11 protein-coding genes and 1 pseudogene are annotated in these 17472 nt (G+C 67.0%); 8 read left to right on the top strand and 4 right to left on the bottom strand.

The window, feature by feature from the left end; translation table 11 throughout:
* Window positions 1–46 precede the first annotated feature (46 nt).
* Together CDE01S_RS07165 and CDE01S_RS07160 are read left to right on the top strand one after the other, a co-directional pair.
* Window positions 47–1639 (top strand): methyl-accepting chemotaxis protein, encoded by a 1593-nt coding sequence (locus tag CDE01S_RS07165; protein WP_066705397.1) that lies wholly within the window; start codon window positions 47–49, stop codon window positions 1637–1639.
* A gap of 94 nt (window positions 1640–1733) precedes the next feature.
* A complete protein-coding gene (locus CDE01S_RS07160; protein ID WP_066705395.1) occupies window positions 1734–2318 on the top strand; it encodes a hemerythrin domain-containing protein in 585 nt (194 codons plus the stop codon).
* 12 nt (window positions 2319–2330) lie between these two features.
* Here the strand turns inward: CDE01S_RS07160 and CDE01S_RS07155 are convergent, their stop codons facing one another.
* The 3 genes from CDE01S_RS07155 to CDE01S_RS07145 are packed head-to-tail and all read right to left on the bottom strand — an operon-like array spanning window position 2331 to window position 7960.
* Entirely contained in the window at window positions 2331–5426 is a 3096-nt protein-coding gene (locus CDE01S_RS07155) for an efflux RND transporter permease subunit (protein ID WP_066705393.1), read from the bottom strand.
* The gene (locus CDE01S_RS07150) at window positions 5423–6643 is read right to left on the bottom strand and encodes an efflux RND transporter periplasmic adaptor subunit (protein ID WP_066705391.1); all 1221 of its coding nucleotides are present in this window, start codon (window positions 6641–6643) and stop codon (window positions 5423–5425) included. The genes CDE01S_RS07155 and CDE01S_RS07150 overlap by 4 nt, the downstream gene beginning before the upstream one ends.
* A gap of 30 nt (window positions 6644–6673) precedes the next feature.
* Entirely contained in the window at window positions 6674–7960 is a 1287-nt protein-coding gene (locus tag CDE01S_RS07145; protein ID WP_084382791.1) for a TolC family protein, read from the bottom strand.
* Between the two features lie 88 nt (window positions 7961–8048).
* Here CDE01S_RS07145 and CDE01S_RS07140 point away from each other — a divergent pair, with 88 nt between their 5' ends.
* Together CDE01S_RS07140 and CDE01S_RS07135 are read left to right on the top strand one after the other, a co-directional pair.
* Window positions 8049–8750 (top strand): response regulator transcription factor, encoded by a 702-nt coding sequence (locus CDE01S_RS07140; protein ID WP_066705389.1) that lies wholly within the window; start codon window positions 8049–8051, stop codon window positions 8748–8750.
* A 5-nt stretch (window positions 8751–8755) separates the two neighbouring features.
* Complete coding sequence (locus tag CDE01S_RS07135) at window positions 8756–10165, top strand: sensor histidine kinase (RefSeq protein ID WP_066705476.1); 1410 nt, start codon at window positions 8756–8758, stop codon at window positions 10163–10165.
* Window positions 10166–10433: 268 nt separating this feature from the next.
* On the opposite strand, the pseudogene CDE01S_RS18135 reads toward CDE01S_RS07135, so the two are convergent.
* Window positions 10434–11330, bottom strand: a pseudogene (locus tag CDE01S_RS18135) (carbohydrate porin); the annotation flags it as partial.
* 316 nt (window positions 11331–11646) lie between these two features.
* Between CDE01S_RS18135 and CDE01S_RS07130 the strand changes: the two are divergent.
* From CDE01S_RS07130 to CDE01S_RS07115, 4 genes are read left to right on the top strand one after another with little or no spacing between them, the layout of a single operon-like run.
* Window positions 11647–12792 carry an efflux RND transporter periplasmic adaptor subunit gene (locus CDE01S_RS07130; RefSeq protein ID WP_084382790.1) on the top strand — a complete coding sequence of 382 codons (1146 nt, stop codon included), beginning with the start codon at window positions 11647–11649 and terminating at the stop codon, window positions 12790–12792.
* Window positions 12792–15848, top strand: a complete 3057-nt coding sequence (locus CDE01S_RS07125; RefSeq protein WP_066705388.1) for an efflux RND transporter permease subunit — start codon at window positions 12792–12794, stop codon at window positions 15846–15848. The genes CDE01S_RS07130 and CDE01S_RS07125 overlap by 1 nt, the downstream gene beginning before the upstream one ends.
* Complete coding sequence (locus CDE01S_RS07120; protein WP_066705386.1) at window positions 15845–16195, top strand: DUF3240 family protein; 351 nt, start codon at window positions 15845–15847, stop codon at window positions 16193–16195. Before CDE01S_RS07125 ends, CDE01S_RS07120 begins: the two co-directional genes overlap by 4 nt.
* Window positions 16192–17469 (top strand): TolC family protein, encoded by a 1278-nt coding sequence (locus CDE01S_RS07115; protein WP_084382789.1) that lies wholly within the window; start codon window positions 16192–16194, stop codon window positions 17467–17469. Before CDE01S_RS07120 ends, CDE01S_RS07115 begins: the two co-directional genes overlap by 4 nt.
* Window positions 17470–17472 lie beyond the last annotated feature (3 nt).

Here is a 17472-nt window from a genome sequence, read left to right as displayed (position 1 = left end):
TGCCGTTTCGGTTTCATTTCATAACTAATGGATAACGGGACGGGTCATGATGTCGAAAATTTTTGAGTTGATGCGCCAATTCACCATCCGTTTTCGCATGCTCAGTGCGATCGTGGTGGTCATGTGTCTGCTGGGTCTGCTGGGCGGTGCCGGCATGCTGGGGATGTTCCGCATCCACAACATCGGCGAGCAGGAGGTCAACCAGTCGCATGCCGGGGTGGAGCGCCTGGGCAGCCTGCGTTATGAGATGAGCCTGGTGCGCCGGCATGAAAAGGACATGATCATCCAGTACGAGAAGCCGGAGGCGATCCAGCAGATCCGTGCCAAGTGGCTGGCCGACATGCAGAAGATTGAAAAGACGTTGACGGAGCTGCTGGAAAGCGCTTCCGACGCCGACAAGCCCCGGGTCCAGAAAGCGATGGAGCACATGAAGGCCTATCGCACCATGTTCGGCCAGGTGGCCGGGCAGCTGGAGGCCAGCGCCTACGAAACGGCCACCATTGCCAACCGCATGAGCGCGCGCGCCGTGGCCGAGTTCGAGCAAGCCGACAAGCTGCTGCAGCAAATCGACAACGCGTTGCGCGAGAACGCCCGCCTGGCCGTCGAAGGCCAAAGCGCGGCACTGAACCAGACGCTGTTCCTCTTCGCGGCACTCGTGGTGTTCGCGCTGGTCGTGGTGGTGCCGCTGACGCTGCTCAACATGCAGGCCATCTGCCAGCCGCTGGAACAGGCACGCGGCCTGGCCCAGGCGATTGCCAGCGGTGACCTGTCGCAGCAGATGCGGGTTGACGGCAAGGACGAGGTGGCCGACCTGCAACGCGCCCTGGAGGCCATGCGCTCCGGGCTGGGGCACATGGTGTCCCAGGTGCGGGATTCGAGCGAAAGCATTGCCACCGCCAGCCGCGAAATTGCCACCGGCAACCAGGACCTGTCCAGCCGGACCGAGCAGACCGCCAGCAATGTGCAGCAGACGGTGTCCTCCATTTCCAACCTGAGCGGCAACGTGCAGCACACCGCGGCTTCTGCGCAGACGGCCAACCAGCTGGCAGCCACCGCCTCGCAGGCGGCACAGCGCGGCGGCTCGGTGGTCGGGCAGGCGGTGCAGAGCATGCAAAGCATCTCGCAGGCCAGCAAGAAGATCGGCGACATCATCGGCCTGATCGACTCGATCGCTTTCCAGACCAATATCCTGGCGCTCAATGCCGCGGTGGAAGCCGCGCGTGCCGGTGAACAGGGCCGGGGTTTTGCCGTGGTGGCCAGCGAGGTGCGCTCCCTGGCGCAGCGCTCAGCGGCGGCGGCCAGCGAAATCAAGGGCCTGATCGACAACAGCGTGACGGCGGTGGATGGCGGTGTGCGCCTGGTGGAAGAGGCCGGTCGGGCGATGGAGGAGATCGTGGGCGGCGTCAAACGCGTGAGCGACACCATCGGCGAGATCACCGTCGCCTCGACCAGCCAGTCCGAAGGCATCGGCAACGTGAGCCAGGCCGTGAACGAAATCGACCGCATGACGCAACAGAATGCGGCGCTGGTGGAGGAGTCTGCCGCGGCGGCCGAATCCATGCGCGAGCAGGCGGACCGCCTGGCCCAGGTGGTGCGCCAGTTCCGTGTCGGCAACGAGGTTCAGGCCCTGCTGACGTGAGGATGTGAGCAAAGCTTGACGAAGGTCAAGCTTGCGGCAAAGCTGGCGTGACAAGCTAGGGTCAAACAGTTGCATTGACCTGAGGAGTGCCATCATGAGTCACGAAAGTATCCGCATCATCCATGACGAACATGCCGCCTTGGCGGCCATGTTGCAGTCCCTGCGCATGATGGTCCAGCGCGGACCTGCGAGCGAACCGGAGAACTTCTTCGATGTGTTGCGCGCCATGCTGTTCTACATCGACGAATTCCCCGAGCGGTTGCACCACACCAAGGAAACCGAACTGCTGTTTCCGCCGGTGCGGGCACGGGCGCCGCACCTGAAGGACACCCTGGACAAACTCGACAAGGACCACGCCCGCGGCGAAGAGGCGGTGCGTGAGCTGCAGCACCTGCTGCTGGCCTGGGAGTTGCTGGGCGAGTCGCGTCGCGCGGCCTTCGACGCGGCAGCCAAGCGTTACCTGGAGTTCTACCTCGAGCACATGCGGCTGGAGGAGACGGTGATCATGCCCGAGGCCGAGAAGGTGCTGACGGCGGAGGACTGGAAGGCGCTGGATGCCGCCTTTGCCACCAACTGCGACCCGCTGACCGGCAAGTACCCGCGCGACCCGGTTTATGACCGCCTGTTCACCCGCATCGTGATGCGGGCGCCCTCGCCGATCGGTCTCGGCGAGGGTTGAGCCGGTTCCGGGTCAGGGCCGGGTGGCTGGTTTTGCCAGTTGTTCGTCGACCTTGAGCTTGGAGAACCAGGCGACATAAAGCACCGGCAGCACCACCAGCGTGAGCAGGGTGGCCGTGACCAGGCCGCCAATCACCACGATGGCCAATGGGCGCTGGGTTTCCGAGCCGATGTCATGCGACAGCGCCATCGGCAGCAGGCCCAGGGCGGCCAGCATGGCCGTCATGAGCACGGTGCGCAGGCGCTGCATGGAGCCCAGGCGTGCCGCTTCCAGCACGGTATGGCCGGCATTGCGCAGCTGCTGGAACACCGAGAGCATGACCACGCCGTTGAGCACGGCCTGGCCTGACAGTGCGATGAAGCCGATGGCCGCCGATACCGACAGCGGAATCGAAAACACCCACAACGCAATAAAGCCGCCGATCAGTGCCAGCGGCACGTTGATCAGGATCAGTGCCGCCTTCTTGAACGAGCCGAAGGCGTCGAACAGCAGCACGAAGATCAGCAGCAGCGAGATCGGCACCACCACCGACAGCCGCTGCATGGCACGCTCCTGGTTTTCGAACTCGCCCGACCAGTTGACCGTGTAGTTCTCGGGCACCGTCACGTTTTTCGCCACGCGCGCCTTCATGTCCTTGACCACCGAACCCATGTCGCGGCCCTTGATGAACACGCCGATGGCCATGGTGCGCCGGCCGGCTTCGCGGGCAATGTTCATGGCGCCGGTGGTCTGGCGGATGTTGGTGACCGAGCCCAGGGTGGTGTAGCCGCCCGCGGGAATGGGCAGCGGCGTGCTCGGCAGGCTGGCGATGACGCGTTCATCGGCCGGCAGGCGCACGGTCACGGCAAACTTGCGCTCGCCCTCCCAGAGCTGGGTGGCGGCGCGGCCGGCCAATGCCGATTCGATCACGTCCTGCACGTCGCTCACGTTCAGGCCGTAGCGCGAGGCGCGTTCGCGGTCGATGTCGATCACCAGCTGCGGCAGGTCGCCCAGGCGGTCGACCTCGGCGCGCTGCACGCCCTGCACCTGGCGGAACTCGCGCCGCATGCCCTCGACCGTGCGTTGCAGCTCAGCCAGGTCGTCGCCTGCGACCTTGACCACGATCTGGCCCTTGATCTGTGAAATCGATTCGAGCACGTTGTCGCGGATCGGTTGCGAGAAGGCGGGGTCCACGCCCGGGATGACCGAGAGCTTGCGGTCCATCTCCTCGATCAGGGCCTCGCGTGTCATGCCTTTGCGCCACTCCTCCATCGGCTTCACGTCAACAAAGACTTCCGCCATGCTCAGCGTCTTGGGGTCGGTGCCGTCTTCCGGCTGGCCGGCCTTGGAAACCACGGTGCGCACTTCCGGCAGGGTCAGCAGCTGCTGGCGCGCCTTGCGCAGCACACGTGCGGCTTCTTCCTGCGACAGGCTGGCCGGCATGTCCCAGTTGACCCAGAAGGTGCCTTCGTTCAGCTCGGGCAGGAATTCGGAGCCGAGGCGCGCGGCCGCGACGATGGACAGCACGAAGCCGCCCAGCGCAATGGCCACCACCTTGCGCCGGTGCTCCAGCGCCCACAGCAACACCGGCTCGTAAAAGCGTTTGGCGGTGGCGACGACGCGGTTGTCGCCGTGCGGCAACTTCTTGCGCAGCATCCAGTAGGCCAGCAGCGGCACCAGGGTGAGCGAGAAGATCAGCGAACCGATCAGCGCCGTGGTGACCGACAAGGCCATGGGCTGGAAGATGCGGCCCTCATGGCGTTGCAGGGCAAAGATCGGGATGTGCGCCGCGATGATGATGAGCATGGAGAACAGCGTGGGCCGGCCGACCTCATTGGCCGCGTCGATGATGGCCTGGCGCCGTTCGCTCTCGGGCATGTTTTCGCCCTCTTTTTCCAACCGGTGCATGATGTTCTCGATCACGATCACCGCCCCGTCGACGATGATGCCGAAGTCCATGGCGCCGAGCGACAGCAGGTTGGCTGGCACCCCCATGACTTTCAGGCCGAGGAAGGTGGCCAGCAAGGCCAGCGGGATCACCACCACCACCGCCAGGCTGGCGCGCAGGTTGGAGAGGAACAGGTAGAGCACCAGCGAGACCAGCAGCGCGCCTTCCACCAGGTTGTGGAACACGGTGGTCATGGTCTTGCCCATCAGCCAGGTGCGGTCGTAGAAGGGCACGATCTGCACGCCGGGCGGCAGGCCGCGCTCGTTGAGCTGGGCGATCTTGTCCTTCACGCCCTTGAGCACGACGCTGGCGTTCTCGCCCTTGCGCATGATGACGATGCCGATCACCGCGTCGTCGTCGTCGTCCTGGCCGGTGATGCCCAGGCGCGGTACCGAGCCGAGCTTGATCTGGGCGACGTCACGGATCAGCACCGGGGTGCCGTTGCGCGAATCGAGCACGATGCGGCCGATGTCGTCGGCCGAACGCAGCAGGCCGATACCCCGGATGGCGAACTGCTGCGAGCCCTGGGCCACGTAGCTGCCGCCGGCGTTGGAATTGCCGCGCCCGAGCGCATCGAGCAGGTTCTGGAAGGTCAGCTTGTAGGCGCGCAGCTTGTCCAGGTCCGGCTGCACTTCATACTGCTTGATGAAGCCGCCCATGGCGACCACGTCGGCCACGCCCGGGACCTGGCGCAGCGCGCGCTCGACCACCCAGTCCTGCTGGGTGCGCAGGTCGGTGGTGGATTGGCCGTCGCCGCGCAGGCGGTAGCGCATGATTTCGCCCACCGGGGTAGCGTTGGGCGCAATGTTGGCCTGGGCCCCGGGCGGCAGATCGACCGAGTTCAGGCGCTCCATCACCTGCTGGCGCGCAATGTTGACGTTGGCGCTGTCGTCATAGGTGACCACGGTGTACGACAGGCCGAACTGGGTGTGCGAGAAGACGCGGATCGAGTTGGGCAGCCCGGCCAGCGCGGTCTCGATCGGCAGCGTGACCTGCTTTTCCACCTCCTCGGCGGCGCGTCCCGGGAACAGCGCAATGACGGTGACTTGGGTGTCGGTGACGTCGGGAAAGGCTTCGACCGACAGGTTCTTGAAGGCGATCACGCCCGCCATCACGAACAGCAGCGTGCCCAGGATGATGAACAGCGGCTGGTGCAGCGCGTATTGGATCAGGCGTTTCATTTCTGCGCCGCTCCGGTGTCGGCGGCAGCGCCGGGCGCTACAGATTTAGTAGCTGCTGCGGCAGCATTGTCGGGGGCTCTGGCCTCTTCTTCCGCAAGGCGCAGAAGACGTGCCAGCAGCAGGGCGTTTTCAACCACGACCTGCTCGCCGGCTTGCAGGCCTTTGGCAATCACGACCTCGCGCGGGCCTTCGTAGTCGAGTTCCACGGCGCGGCGTTCGAATTCGCCGGGGCGGGTTTGCACGAACACGGAATGGCGGGTGCCGCGCAGCAGCACAGCGACGGCAGGCACCACCACGCCGGATTCGAAGGTCCGCTCGAATTTGGCGGTGGCCAGCATTTCGGCCTTGAGGCGGCGGTCGGCATTGGCCACCACGCCGCGGATCTTGATGGTGCGGGTCAGGGGGTCGATGAAGTCGGACGTGGCGATGACCTTGCCTTGGAATGTCTGCCCGGGCAGGGACGGAATCGAGAGCTCGAAGGCCGTGCCGGGGTGCACGATGCCAACCTCCGATTCACGCGCATCGATCTGGATCCAGAGCGAAGAGGGATCGGTGACGACAAACAGCGCCGGCACGCCTGGGCCGGCCAGATCGGGACGCACCTCCTGGCCGGGGTTGAGGTTGCGCTCCACCACCACGCCGCTGATGCTGGCGCTCAGGGCCAGTTGCTGGTTGACGCCACTGCCGCTGCCGTACAGGCGGGTACGGGCCTGGGCGCGCGCGACTTCGGCCTGCGCGCGGTCAGCATCGGTTTCGGCCTGTTCCAGTTCCTTGCGCGCGACGATGCCGGCTTCGAACAGTTCGCGCTGGCGTTGCAGGGCCTTGTGTGTCAGGCGGGCATCGGCCTCGGCCTTGGCGGTTTCGCTTTGGGCCTGGCCGAAATCGGGCGAGGCCAGCAGGGCCAGCGGCGTGCCTGGCAGGACCTTCTGGCCGACGTCGGCCTTGATGCCCATGACGCGGCCTGCAAAGGCCGGGTAGATGCGCTGTGTGCGCTCTTCGTTCCATACCAGCTTGGCGGGCAACTCGACTGTCATGGCCTTGGCGGGTGCGGCGGCAGCGACGTGCAGCAGGTTGAGTTGCGGGTGACCGGCGGCAAAGCGCAGCTGGTTGTTCTGCACGATCGGTGCCGGCGCCTCCACCTTAGGGGCGGGGGCCTCGGTGCAGGCGCTCAGTCCCAGGGCAGAGAGGAGGAGGACGGGAAGAAAACGGTTCAGCATGGTTCAACAACGTCTGGAAGGGGACGGTATTCAGTTGGAAGGGGTGGGGGCCGCGGCCGTGGCTTCGGCCTGGGTGCGCAGCTGCCAGGCGCCGGCGGCCTTGGCATAGTCGGCGCGGGCCGTCAGAGCATCCAGCAGCGTGGCACGCAGGGTGCGCCGCGCGTCGAGCAGGTCGGTCAGCGACATGGCACCTTTGCTGTAGGCCAGCTCGGCACCCTCCGCCACCTTGCGCGCGCGCGGCAGGATGTCGACTTCGTAGGCCCGGGCGCGTTGGGCCGTGTTGAGCGCTTCCTGTTGCAGGCGCTGCAGTTCGGCACGGGCCTGGCGGCGGGTTCTTTCCAGCCCGTCCTGGGCCTGGGCCAACTGGGCGTTGGCGCGTGCGATCTCGCCCTGATAGCTGTAACCCCATTGCAGGGGCATCTGCATGCGCAGTTCGATCAGTGCGGTGGAGGTGCCGGGGTAATGGTCGTAGGAGGCACCCCAGGTGATGTCGGAGCGGCGCAGCGCCGTGCTGCCATCGAGCGCGGCTTGTGCGGCCTGTACCCGGGCCTGTGCGGCGCGCACGTCGGGGCGCGCGTCCACCAGGGTGTCCAGGCTGTTTGTCATGGGCATGTCGCCCGTCAGGGCGGGCCAGCCGGTCTGCGCCTGCAACTGCTCGGGCGGGGTCGGCAGGCCGGTGAATTGCCACAGCATGAGGGCGGCGCGCTGGCGATCCAGCTCGGCCAGCTGGACGTCGGAGCGCGCGCGCTGGGCCTCGATCTCGGTGCGGGCGGCATCCTGCGCTGCCAGATCGCCGGCTTGCACACGTTTCTGGGCGGTGATGGCGAGCTGGGCGGCGCTGCGCTCGATTTGCGTCACCTGGGTCAGGCGTTCCTGCGCGGCCAGCAGGTTGTAGAACCCCGCCTGCACGCCCAGCAGCTGCTGGGTGCGGATCTCGTCCAGGTCGGCCTGGGCGGCCGTGGCGGCGCGCTCGGCGGTCAAGGTGCGCAGTTCGCGCTTGTTGCCGCGTTCCCAGGTCCAGTCCAGGCCGATCGACTTGTCGACCCGCTTCTCGGTCATGAAGTTGCCTTCACCGATGCCGTTCTGCAGGTCCATCTGGCTCAGTTTGGTCGTCAGGACGGGCAGCGGTGCGCGGTTGGCGCTCACGATGTCGGCACGGGCGGCGGCCAGGGCATTGCGCGCCAGGGCGACGTCCAGGTTGTTGCGGGCGGCCTGCAGGGCCTGTTCCAGCGAGACCGTTGCGCTGGCGGGGGCCTGAGCCAGCGCGGGCAGCGCCAGCAGCAGGCTTGAAAGCAGAAAGAACTGTCGTATGCTCATGGACTGATTGTCGAAAGTGCCGACTGACCACGGGCTGACTTCCCGCTTGGTGAAAACGCGTAGAGCCCCCGTTGCTGGTGCTGCCTCCATGAGAATCCTGCTGGTCGAAGACGATGCCATCCTGCGCGATGTCATGCTGCACAGCCTGCGCGATGCCGGGCACCGGGTGGATGTGGCCGAAACCCTGGAACAGGCCCGCCATTTCTGGCAGGTCCAGCCCTTTGATGCCGTGCTGCTGGACCTGAACCTGCCCGTGACCGGCAGCCCCCACAGCGAGCATGGAAGCGGCCTGACCGTGCTGCGCGAAGCGCGCGCCCGCGGCGACCGCACGCCGGTGCTGGTGCTGACGGCAAGAAATCGGACCGAGGAACGCATTGCTGGACTCGATGCCGGTGCGGACGATTACCTCGGCAAACCGTTTGAGTTGGCCGAGGTCGAAGCGCGCCTGCGGGCCCTGGTGCGCCGCACCCAGGGCACGGAAGACCGCTTCGAGGTCGGCCGTCTGGCCCTGGACCGCAAGGCGCGCCGCTTTTCAATCGATGCGTCTTTGCTTGAGTTGCCGGCACGCGAGTTCGAGGTGCTGTGGGAGCTGATGACCCCGCCGGGCCGGGTGGTCAGCAAGCGGGTGCTGTCGGACAAGCTCTCCGACTTTGACGAGGCCCTGGCAGACAACGCGCTGGAGGCCTTCATTTCACGCCTGCGCAAGAAGCTGGCAGGCAGCGGGGCCGGTATCCGTACCTTGCGTGGCCTGGGGTATGTGCTGGAGCCAGTGTCGGGAGAGCCGGTTTGAACGCCGTGCCGGCCGCGGCTGAGGCCTTGTCGCGCAAGTCCTCGCTGCGGGCGCGGGTGGTGCGCCATGTGCTGTGGCCACTGGCCCTGACCTGGCTGCTGGGCACGGCACTCACCGTGGGCGTGGCCTACTATTTTGCGCAGAAGGCGTTTGACCGCGCCCTGCTTGATGATGCCTATGCCCTGGCCTCGCGCGTCAAGCTCCATGCGGATGATCTGGCGCTGGAGCTCTCGACCCGCGAGATGAGCGCGGTGCTGTTTGACCAGAGCGAAAACGTGTTTTTTGCCGTGCAGCGGCCGGATGGTTCGGTGATGGCCGGCCACCCCGGCCTGCATGCGCCCCGGCCCGAAGCGCCGGCCCGTACCCGCTTTTCCGAGATCAGCTACCAGGGCAAGAACTTGCGCAGCGTGGTGCTGCTGCGCAGCGAACCGGGTCCTTTTGTGGTGGTGGTGGCGCAGACCATGGGCAGCCGCGATGCCTTGCTGCACAACGTGCTCTTGTATTCCGTGGCACCGCAGGTGCTGCTGTTGCTGGTGTTGGCGGGTTGGTTGCGCCTCATCATCGGGCAGGAGTTGCGGCCGCTGGCCGAGTTGCAGCGCTCGGTCGAGCAGCGCGACGCGCTGGACCTGACGCCGGTGCCGGTGTCGGCCAGCTCCAGTGACATCGAGCACCTGGGCACAGCCATCAATGCCTTGCTGGCCCGCGTCAGCCACAGCATGCAGGCGCAGCGCGAGTTTTCCGGCAATGTGGCGCATGAACTGCGCACCCCGCTGGCCGGCATTCGCGCGCTGGCCGAATACGGCTTGGCACAGCAGGACCCGGCGCTGTGGCGTGAGCAGTTGCAGCGCATCGGCGCCAGTGAGGCGCGCGCCAGCCGTCTGGTCGAGCAGTTGCTGGCGCTGGCATTGGCCGAGGAGGCTGATGCAGGGGTGCAGAACGCGCCCGTGGCGCTGGACGAGGTGGTGCATGAAACAGTGTTGCGCTACATCCCGCGAGCCGATGCCGCCGGGGTGGACCTGGGGGTGCAAGGGCTGGAGCAGCGCTTGTGGGTGGCCGGCAATGTGGCACTGATTGAAGGGGTGCTGGGCAACCTGATCGACAACGCCCTGCGCTACGGTCGTGCGCCGCAGGGCCAGGACAGTTCGGTGACGGTGGTGCTGGCGAAGCAGGAGGGTGTGGTCACGCTGTCGGTGATCGACAATGGTCCGGGCCTGTCACCCGAGGAGCGCCGTCACCTGATGCAGCGCGGCGTGCGCGGGGTGCAGGCGGATCGGCTGGGGCAGGGGGCGGGCCTGGGCCTGGCCATCGTCGCCAAATTCGCAGCTGTGATGCATGCCGGGTTCGAACTCGGCGACGCGCCCAGCGGGCAGGGCCTGAGGGCGACGGTGAGTTTTCCCGTCGCCAGCGCAACCTAGAACTCGCTGTGCCAGCGCAGCGAGTAGACCTGTACCGGGCCCCGGTCCTGGTTGTAACCCGGGTTGCTGATGTGTTGCCAGCCGAGTGACACCGCCGATTGCACCTTGCCCACCCGCGTGCCCCACTCGGGCAAGGCCCAGCGGTACCAGGCTTCCTGCACGCGTTCCGGCGCGTAGTTGAGCCGGCCGTCACCCAGGAAAAAGCCCTGCCCCCGGCCTTCAGGTAATCGCGGTGCGGGTCGGAAATGTCGTTGATGGCCAGGGCCACACCCCAGCGGTCGGCACGGCGGCCCCAGGCGGCGCCGGTGAACTGCCCGCCGATGGCGGTCTGCCGGTCAATCTCGGTGAAAGCGTAGGTTTCCGTGCCGCCGTCGTTGGCGTTAAGGCGCAGGAACAGGCCGGCATCCTCGGCCAGCGGTGCCAGCAGGGTGAAACCCCAGCCGGTCTTGCTCTGTTCGCGCCGCACCTTGCCCACGTCGGGTGTTCCACCCAGGGCCAGCGCCTCGGCGTAGCTGCCCATCACGGCCTGGTTGCGGAACCACAGCGCACTGGCGCGCAACGGCCCGGCGGGCAGCTGCAGCGGCAGGTCGGATTCGATTTCCAGCTGGTCGCCATAACGGCGGCTCAGGTCGCTGTCCAGCGCCAGGCCATTGGATTCGACCGGTACGGCCGCGCGTGCGGCGCGCACAGCCCAGGTCGGCGTGCTGTATTCGAGCAGGATGGCGTTGCTGTAGCCGCGCGAGTCGGCAGCGTAGTCCCAGGCGCCGTGTGTCATGAAAGCCCAGTTGTGGAACTGGCTGCGCGGGTCCTTGGCGTAGGGGTTGGTGTCAAAGTAGTCGAGCAGCGAATAGTTGCCCACCACCAGCGTCCAGCGTCGCGCGCTGGCGCGGCCGCCGATCTCGTTGAAACCGGCTTCGATGGTCTCATCCTCGCCGCCGGCATTCCAGCGCTGCAGCAGGAACAGGCGGGCCCGGTAGGTATTGATTTCCGCCCCGGAGGTGCGTGCCAGCTCGCCGTTGGACAGGCCGCCGGCGCCGGTCAGGCGCGACAGCGGCTCACCTTTGGTGGACTCCGGATTCAGGTGCAGCTGGGCGCCTTGCCACAGGCGCAGGCCGATGTCGGCCGTGGCGGTGAGCGAATAGGAGCGCTCCTCCAGCGGGCTCATGCTGTTGGGCCCGTTGTAGGCCGCATGAAAAGCCGGTTTGGCCTGCCAGACGAAAGTGGTTTGGCCGTGAAACGACCACCGGGGCGCCTCGTCCGGCGTCTGTGCCTGCAAAGCGGTGCTGGCCGTTGCGAAGGCAACAGCAAGGGACGAGGCCGGCAGGAAGCGGCGGAGGCGGACGTTAAACATGGGAAACTTGAGCCTACCATGGGGGTATGACAGAGCCGCGTCATACCGCCAATGCTTAAGCAGGCCTTAATCGGAATGGATTAGAGTTGAAAGACGGTTATCCTTCGAACCGGGCCATTTTAAATCAGCCATGCTTTTTCCCCCCCGACTTTCCCGTACCACCCTGGGTGTTGCCAGCCTCCTCGTGGTCCTTGCTGGCCCCGTGGTGGCGCAGGATGCCACCAAACCCATTCCCTGGAACAAGAAGCTGGAAGCCGGTGCCGGCGTGAGCACGGTGCAAGTGCAGGCGCAAACCGGCGGGGGCGGTGCCGTGCTGCTGCAAGGCACGGTGGTGCTGCCGGCGCAGCAAAGCGATGTGGTCAGCATGCCGGTGGCCGGCGTGGTGCAAAGCGTGCTGGTGGCACCGATGCAGACCGTGCGCGCCGGCCAGCCGGTGGCGCGCATCATGAGTCCGGAACTGGCGCAGTGGCAACGCGAGTGGCTCATGGCCGATACGCAGGCCCGGCTGGCGCAGGGCAAGGCGCAGCGTGACGAACAGATGTTTGCGGACGGCATCGTGTCCGAGCACCGCCGCAATGAGTCGCGCGCCCAGGCCGAGATGGCAACACTGGCCGCACGCGAGCGCCGCCAGGCGCTGCGCCTGGCGGGTGTGGGCGAGGCCGCATTGGCGCAGGCGTCCAAAAACGCCGGTCTGTCGCCGCAGCTGACGCTGGTGGCGCCGGTGGCTGGCACGGTGCTGGAACAGATGGCCACCCCGGGCCAGCGGCTGGAAGCCGGCAGCCTGGTGGCGCACATTGCGCGCGCCGGCCAGCTGGCGATCGAATTGCAGGCCTCGCGCGAGCAGGCACAGGCGCTGCGTGTGGGGGATGCCCTGCAGGTGGACGGCTGCAAGACGCCGGCGCACATCACCGCGCTCTCGCCGCAATTGAGCAGCACGACACAGGGTGTGCAGTTGCGTGCTGAACTGACGGGGCGCGAGGACTGCCTGCGCATCAACCAGTTTGTGCACCTGCGCTGGCAGGGGACGGCAGTCTCTGCGGCAGGTGTCTTCAGCGTGCCGACGGCGGCCGTGGTGCAGCAGGGTGGCCGTCATTACGTGTTCGTGCGCCAGCCGCAGGGTTTTCGCGCCGTGGTCGTGACCATGGGCCCCGGGGGCGGCAGCGAGGTGCTCATCACCTCCGGACTCAAGGCCGGGGACGAGGTGGCGGTCAAGGGCGTGGCGGCCATCAAGGGCGCTTGGCTCGGTCTGGGCGCTGACGCTGGCGCGGGGCAGTGATGCTGGCACGTCTGATTGCTTTTGCGCTGTCGCAGCGGCTGCTGGTCCTGGTGCTGACACTGGGCCTGGTGGGCGCCGGCACCCTGGCGTTTCGCGACCTGCCGATCGACGCCTTCCCGGACGTCTCGTCGACCCAGGTCAAGATCATCCTGAAAGCGCCGGGCATGACACCGGCCGAGGTCGAGTCGCGTGTGGTGATCCCGATCGAGCAGGAACTGCTGGGCCTGCCGCACCAGACCATGCTGCGTTCGCGGAGCAAATACGCGATTGCCGACATCACGCTGGACTTTGCCGACGGCACCGACATCTACTGGGCACGCCAGCAGGTGAGCGAGCGCCTGAACGGCGTGATGGACCAGTTGCCGGCCGGCCTGTCCGGCGGGTTGGCGCCGATCACCACGCCGCTGGGCGAGATGTTCATGTTCACCATCGAGGGCGAGGCCACGCTGACCGAAAAGCGCACCCTGCTCGACACCGTGATCCGGCCGCAGCTGCGTGGCATTCCCGGCGTGGCGGACATCAACTCGCTGGGCGGCCATGCGCGCGCCTTCGAGGTGGTGCCGGATGTGGCGGCGCTGGCGGCGCGGCGCGTCTCGTTGGCGCAGTTGCAGGCTGCACTGGCGGCCAACAACCGCAATGACGGCGCCGGCCGGCTGGCCAGCGGTGAGGAGTCGCTGCTGGTGCGCAGCGACGGCAGCATCCGCACGCTGGACGATGTGCGCGCCATCGCCGTGCTCGAGCGCAACGGCCAGGCGGTGCGGGTGGGTGATGTGGCCGAGGTGCGCATGGGCAGCCTGACGCGTTACGGCGCGGTGAGCCAGGACGGCAAGCGCGAGGCGGTCGAAGGCCTGGTGCTGGGCCTGCGCGGCGCCAATGCGCAAAAGGTGGTGCGTGAGGTCAAGGCCCGGCTGGAGATCATCGGCAAGACCCTGCCACCCGGCATCACGGTCAAGCCCTTTTATGACCGCGGCAACCTGGTGGAGCGCGCGGTGAACACGGTGTCCAAGGCGCTGATGGAAGCCATCGTGCTGGTGCTGGTGCTGCTGCTGCTGTTCCTGGGCAATCTGCGCGCGGCACTGGTGGTGGCGCTGATCCTGCCGCTGTCCGCGTTGGGCACCTTCATCCTGATGCAGCAGTTCAACCTCTCGGCCAACCTGATGTCGCTCGGCGGGCTGGCGATTGCCATCGGCATGCTGGTCGATGCGGCGGTGGTGGTGGTGGAAAACCTGCAGGCACGGCCTTCGGCCGCCGGCAAGCTGCAGCTGCACGACGTGTTCCGTGCCGTGCAGGAGGTGGCGCTGCCGGTGACCTCGGGCATGTTCATCATCATGATGGTGTTTGTGCCGCTGCTGACGCTGCAGGGCCTGGAGGGCAAGATGTTTGCGCCGGTGGCGATCACCATCGTGTTTGCGCTGCTGACCTCGCTGTTGCTGTCGCTCACCGTCATCCCGGTACTGGCCTCGTTCTTCCTGAAGGGCGGGGACCATGCCACGCCGCGGCTGGTGCTCTGGCTGGAGCGCAATTATTCGCGCATGCTGGACTGGGCTCTCGGCCACAGCCGGCCGGTGGTGGGGGCTTCGGTGGCGCTGCTGGTGCTGGCGGTGGGCCTGTACACGCTGGTGGGCAAGTCCTTCATGCCCTCGATGGACGAGGGCGACGCCATTCTTCAGGTCGAGAAGCTGCCATCCATCAACCTGGAGACCTCGGTGGCGATGGACCAGGCGCTGCAGCGTCGTGTGCTGGCGGCGGTGCCGGAGGTCAGCAGCATCGTGGCGCGGGTCGGTGCCGACGAGCTGGGGCTGGACCCGATGGGCCTGAACGAGACCGACACCTTTCTGGTGCTCAAGCCCAAGGCCGAATGGCGTTTCGACAGCAAGGAGGCCGTGCTGGACGAGGTACGCAAGGTAGGCGCCGAGTTCGCCGGTATCAACCTGAGCTTCACCCAGCCGATCGAGATGCGTACCGCCGAGATGCTGTCCGGCGTGCGCGGCGACGTGGCGGTCAAGATCTTCGGCAGCGACCCGCAGGTGTTGAACCAGCTGGCCGAGCAGATGGTCAAGCTGCTCTCGGGCATCAGCGGCAGCGAAGACGTGATCACCGTGAAGAACGAGGGTGTGCAATATTTCCGCGTGGTCATCGACCGCGTGGCTGCCGGCCGCCTGGGGCTGTCGGTGGAGCAGATCCAGAACGACCTGCGCACGCTGGTGGAAGGCCTGCCGGTCGGCACGGTGCTGGTCGATGCCCGGCGGGTGCCGCTGCTGCTGCGCGGCCCGGCGGCGACGCAGATGACGCCCGCCACCTTTGCGCAGTTGCGCCTGCCGCTGGCTGACGGCCAGGCCATTCCCTTGAGCCATGTGGCCACGCTGGAGGTGGTCGACGGCCCGGTGAAGATCGAACGCGAGAACTCTTCGCGCATGGCGGTGGTGCGCGCCAATGTGCGCGACCGCGACCTGGTGGGCTTCGTCGACGAGGCCAAGGCGGCGGTGGCGAAGAACATCACGCTGCCGCCGGGGGTGCATGTCACCTGGGGCGGCCAGTTCGAGAACCAGCAGCGTGCCGCGGCCCGTCTGACCCTGGTGATCCCGGTGGTGCTGGGCCTGATCGTGCTGCTCTTGTTTGCCACCTTGGGCACGCTGCGTCAGGCGCTGCTGGTGTTTGCCAACATCCCGTTTGCCCTGGTGGGCGGTGTGGTGGCGCTGGCAGTCTCGGGCGAGTACCTGTCGGTGCCGGCCTCGGTGGGTTTCATCGCGCTGATGGGCATTGCGGTGCTCAACGGCCTGGTGCTGGTGACGCACTTCAACCAGTTGCTGGCGCGCGGCATGGCGCTGGAAGACGTGGTGCACCAGGGCGCGCTGCGCCGCCTGCGCCCGGTGCTGATGACGGCCAGCATCACCGCGCTGGGCCTGGTGCCGCTGCTGCTGGCCACCGGGCCGGGCTCCGAGATCCAGCGTCCGCTGGCGGTGGTGGTGATCGGCGGCCTGTTCAGTGCCACTGCGCTGACGCTGCTGCTGTTGCCCATTCTTTTCCGCCGCTTTGGCGTGGCGGTCAAATCATGAACCAAGATTCAAGCACTCCCACCGATGGCCCCTGGGCCGCAGACATCGATTGCCTGCTGACGCTGGCCATGCCGCTGGCGTTGGAAGAAGAAATGCTCGACCTGCTGCGCCAGCATGCGGACCTGGTGCCCGGTTTTTCCGTCATCCAGGGGCATGGCATCGGGATTCATGCGCCACTAACCACGGCCATGGAGCAGGTCCAGGGGCGTGCGCGCCGGGTCTTTGTGCACATGGTGATGCGCAGTGGTGATGTGGCGCCACTGGTGGCGCGTCTGCGCGAGGTGCTGCAATCGCCGCAGGTGTTTTATTGGGCAGTGCCCTTGCAGACCTTCGGGAGGCTGGCATGAAACGGTTGAATGTGAGCCGTCTCGCGCTGGGCACCCTGATCTGCAGCCTGGCCTTGGGCGCTTTGGCCAATGAGGCCGATGCCCTGGTGCCCAAGCTGTTGCTGCCGCCGGTGAACCCGACGCGCGAAGTGATTTCAAGCTTGCCACAGGTGCAGGCCGCGCGTGCCGGCATGGCGCTGGCGCAGGCGCGCAGCCAGCAGTTGGTCGCCGGTGTGCACGAATGGAACCTCAAGCTGGGTGCCCAGCGCCGCAAGGAAACCGTCGGGCCGGACTACGCCGAGAGCGATCTGGCACTGGAGCGCAGCATCCGCTGGGGCGGCAAGGCCCAGACCGACCGCGATCTTGGTGATGCCGGTGTCGCAGCCGGTCAGTCGGCTTATGCCGATGTCTGGCATGAGGCGGTGCGCGGTCTGGTCACGGCTTGGTACGGCTGGCAGCGCGAACGCAGCACGGCGGAGGTGCTGGCGCAGCAGGCGACGCTGGCGCAGGAGCAGTTGCAGGTGGCGACACGTCGCGTCAAGGCCGGTGATGCGCCGCGCATGGACCAGCTGATGGCGCAGGCCGAACATGATCGGGCGCAGGCGGCCGGGCAACTGGCCGTGGCGCGCGAGCAGATGCAGCGGCAGGAGCTGCAAAAGCGTTTTCCCGGTCTGGCTGTCGACAGTGTTCCGCTGGCCGCGACAACGGACGCGCCAGCCTTGCCCGGCCAGGCGCAGGACTGGCTGCAGCGCATCGTGAGCGACAACCACGAGATCGAACTGGCCGAGGCCGAGCTGAAGCAGGCACGGCTGCGCAGCGAACGCGCCCGGCTCGATACCCGTCCCGACCCGCTGCTGGGGGTGCGCGCGGCGCGTGAGCGCAGCGGGCAGGAAAACATCGTCGGGGTCTATGTGTCGATTCCGCTGCCCGGGGCCTACCGCGAGGGCGAACAGCGTGCCACGCTGGCGCTGGCCGATGCCGCCGAGCAACGATTGGCCCAGACGCGGCAACGGGTGGAAGCCACGGCCCAGCGCACCGTGCTGCAGGCCGTGAATGCCGTGGCCGTGGCGCAGCGGCAGGCGGCCGTGCAGCAGGCCATGGCCAGCGTGGCCCAGCTGGCCGTGAAGGCCTACAGCCTGGGCGAAGTGACGCTGACCGAAGCGCTGCAGGCGCGCCGCACGGCGCTGGAAGCGGCGCTGGCGGCGGATGCTGCGCGCTGGGATGCGCAGGCGGCCGTGACCCGCGTGCTGGTGGACGCGCACCGCCTGTGGGCCGCCGAGGAGGGCGGCCACTGAGCC

Origin of the sequence: Curvibacter delicatus NBRC 14919, assembly GCF_001592265.1 — a bacterium.
GTDB lineage: Bacteria > Pseudomonadota > Gammaproteobacteria > Burkholderiales > Burkholderiaceae_C > Hylemonella > Hylemonella delicata.
The sequence above is the reverse complement of the archived record's forward strand: the minus strand, read 5'-3'. Positions and strand labels throughout refer to the sequence as shown.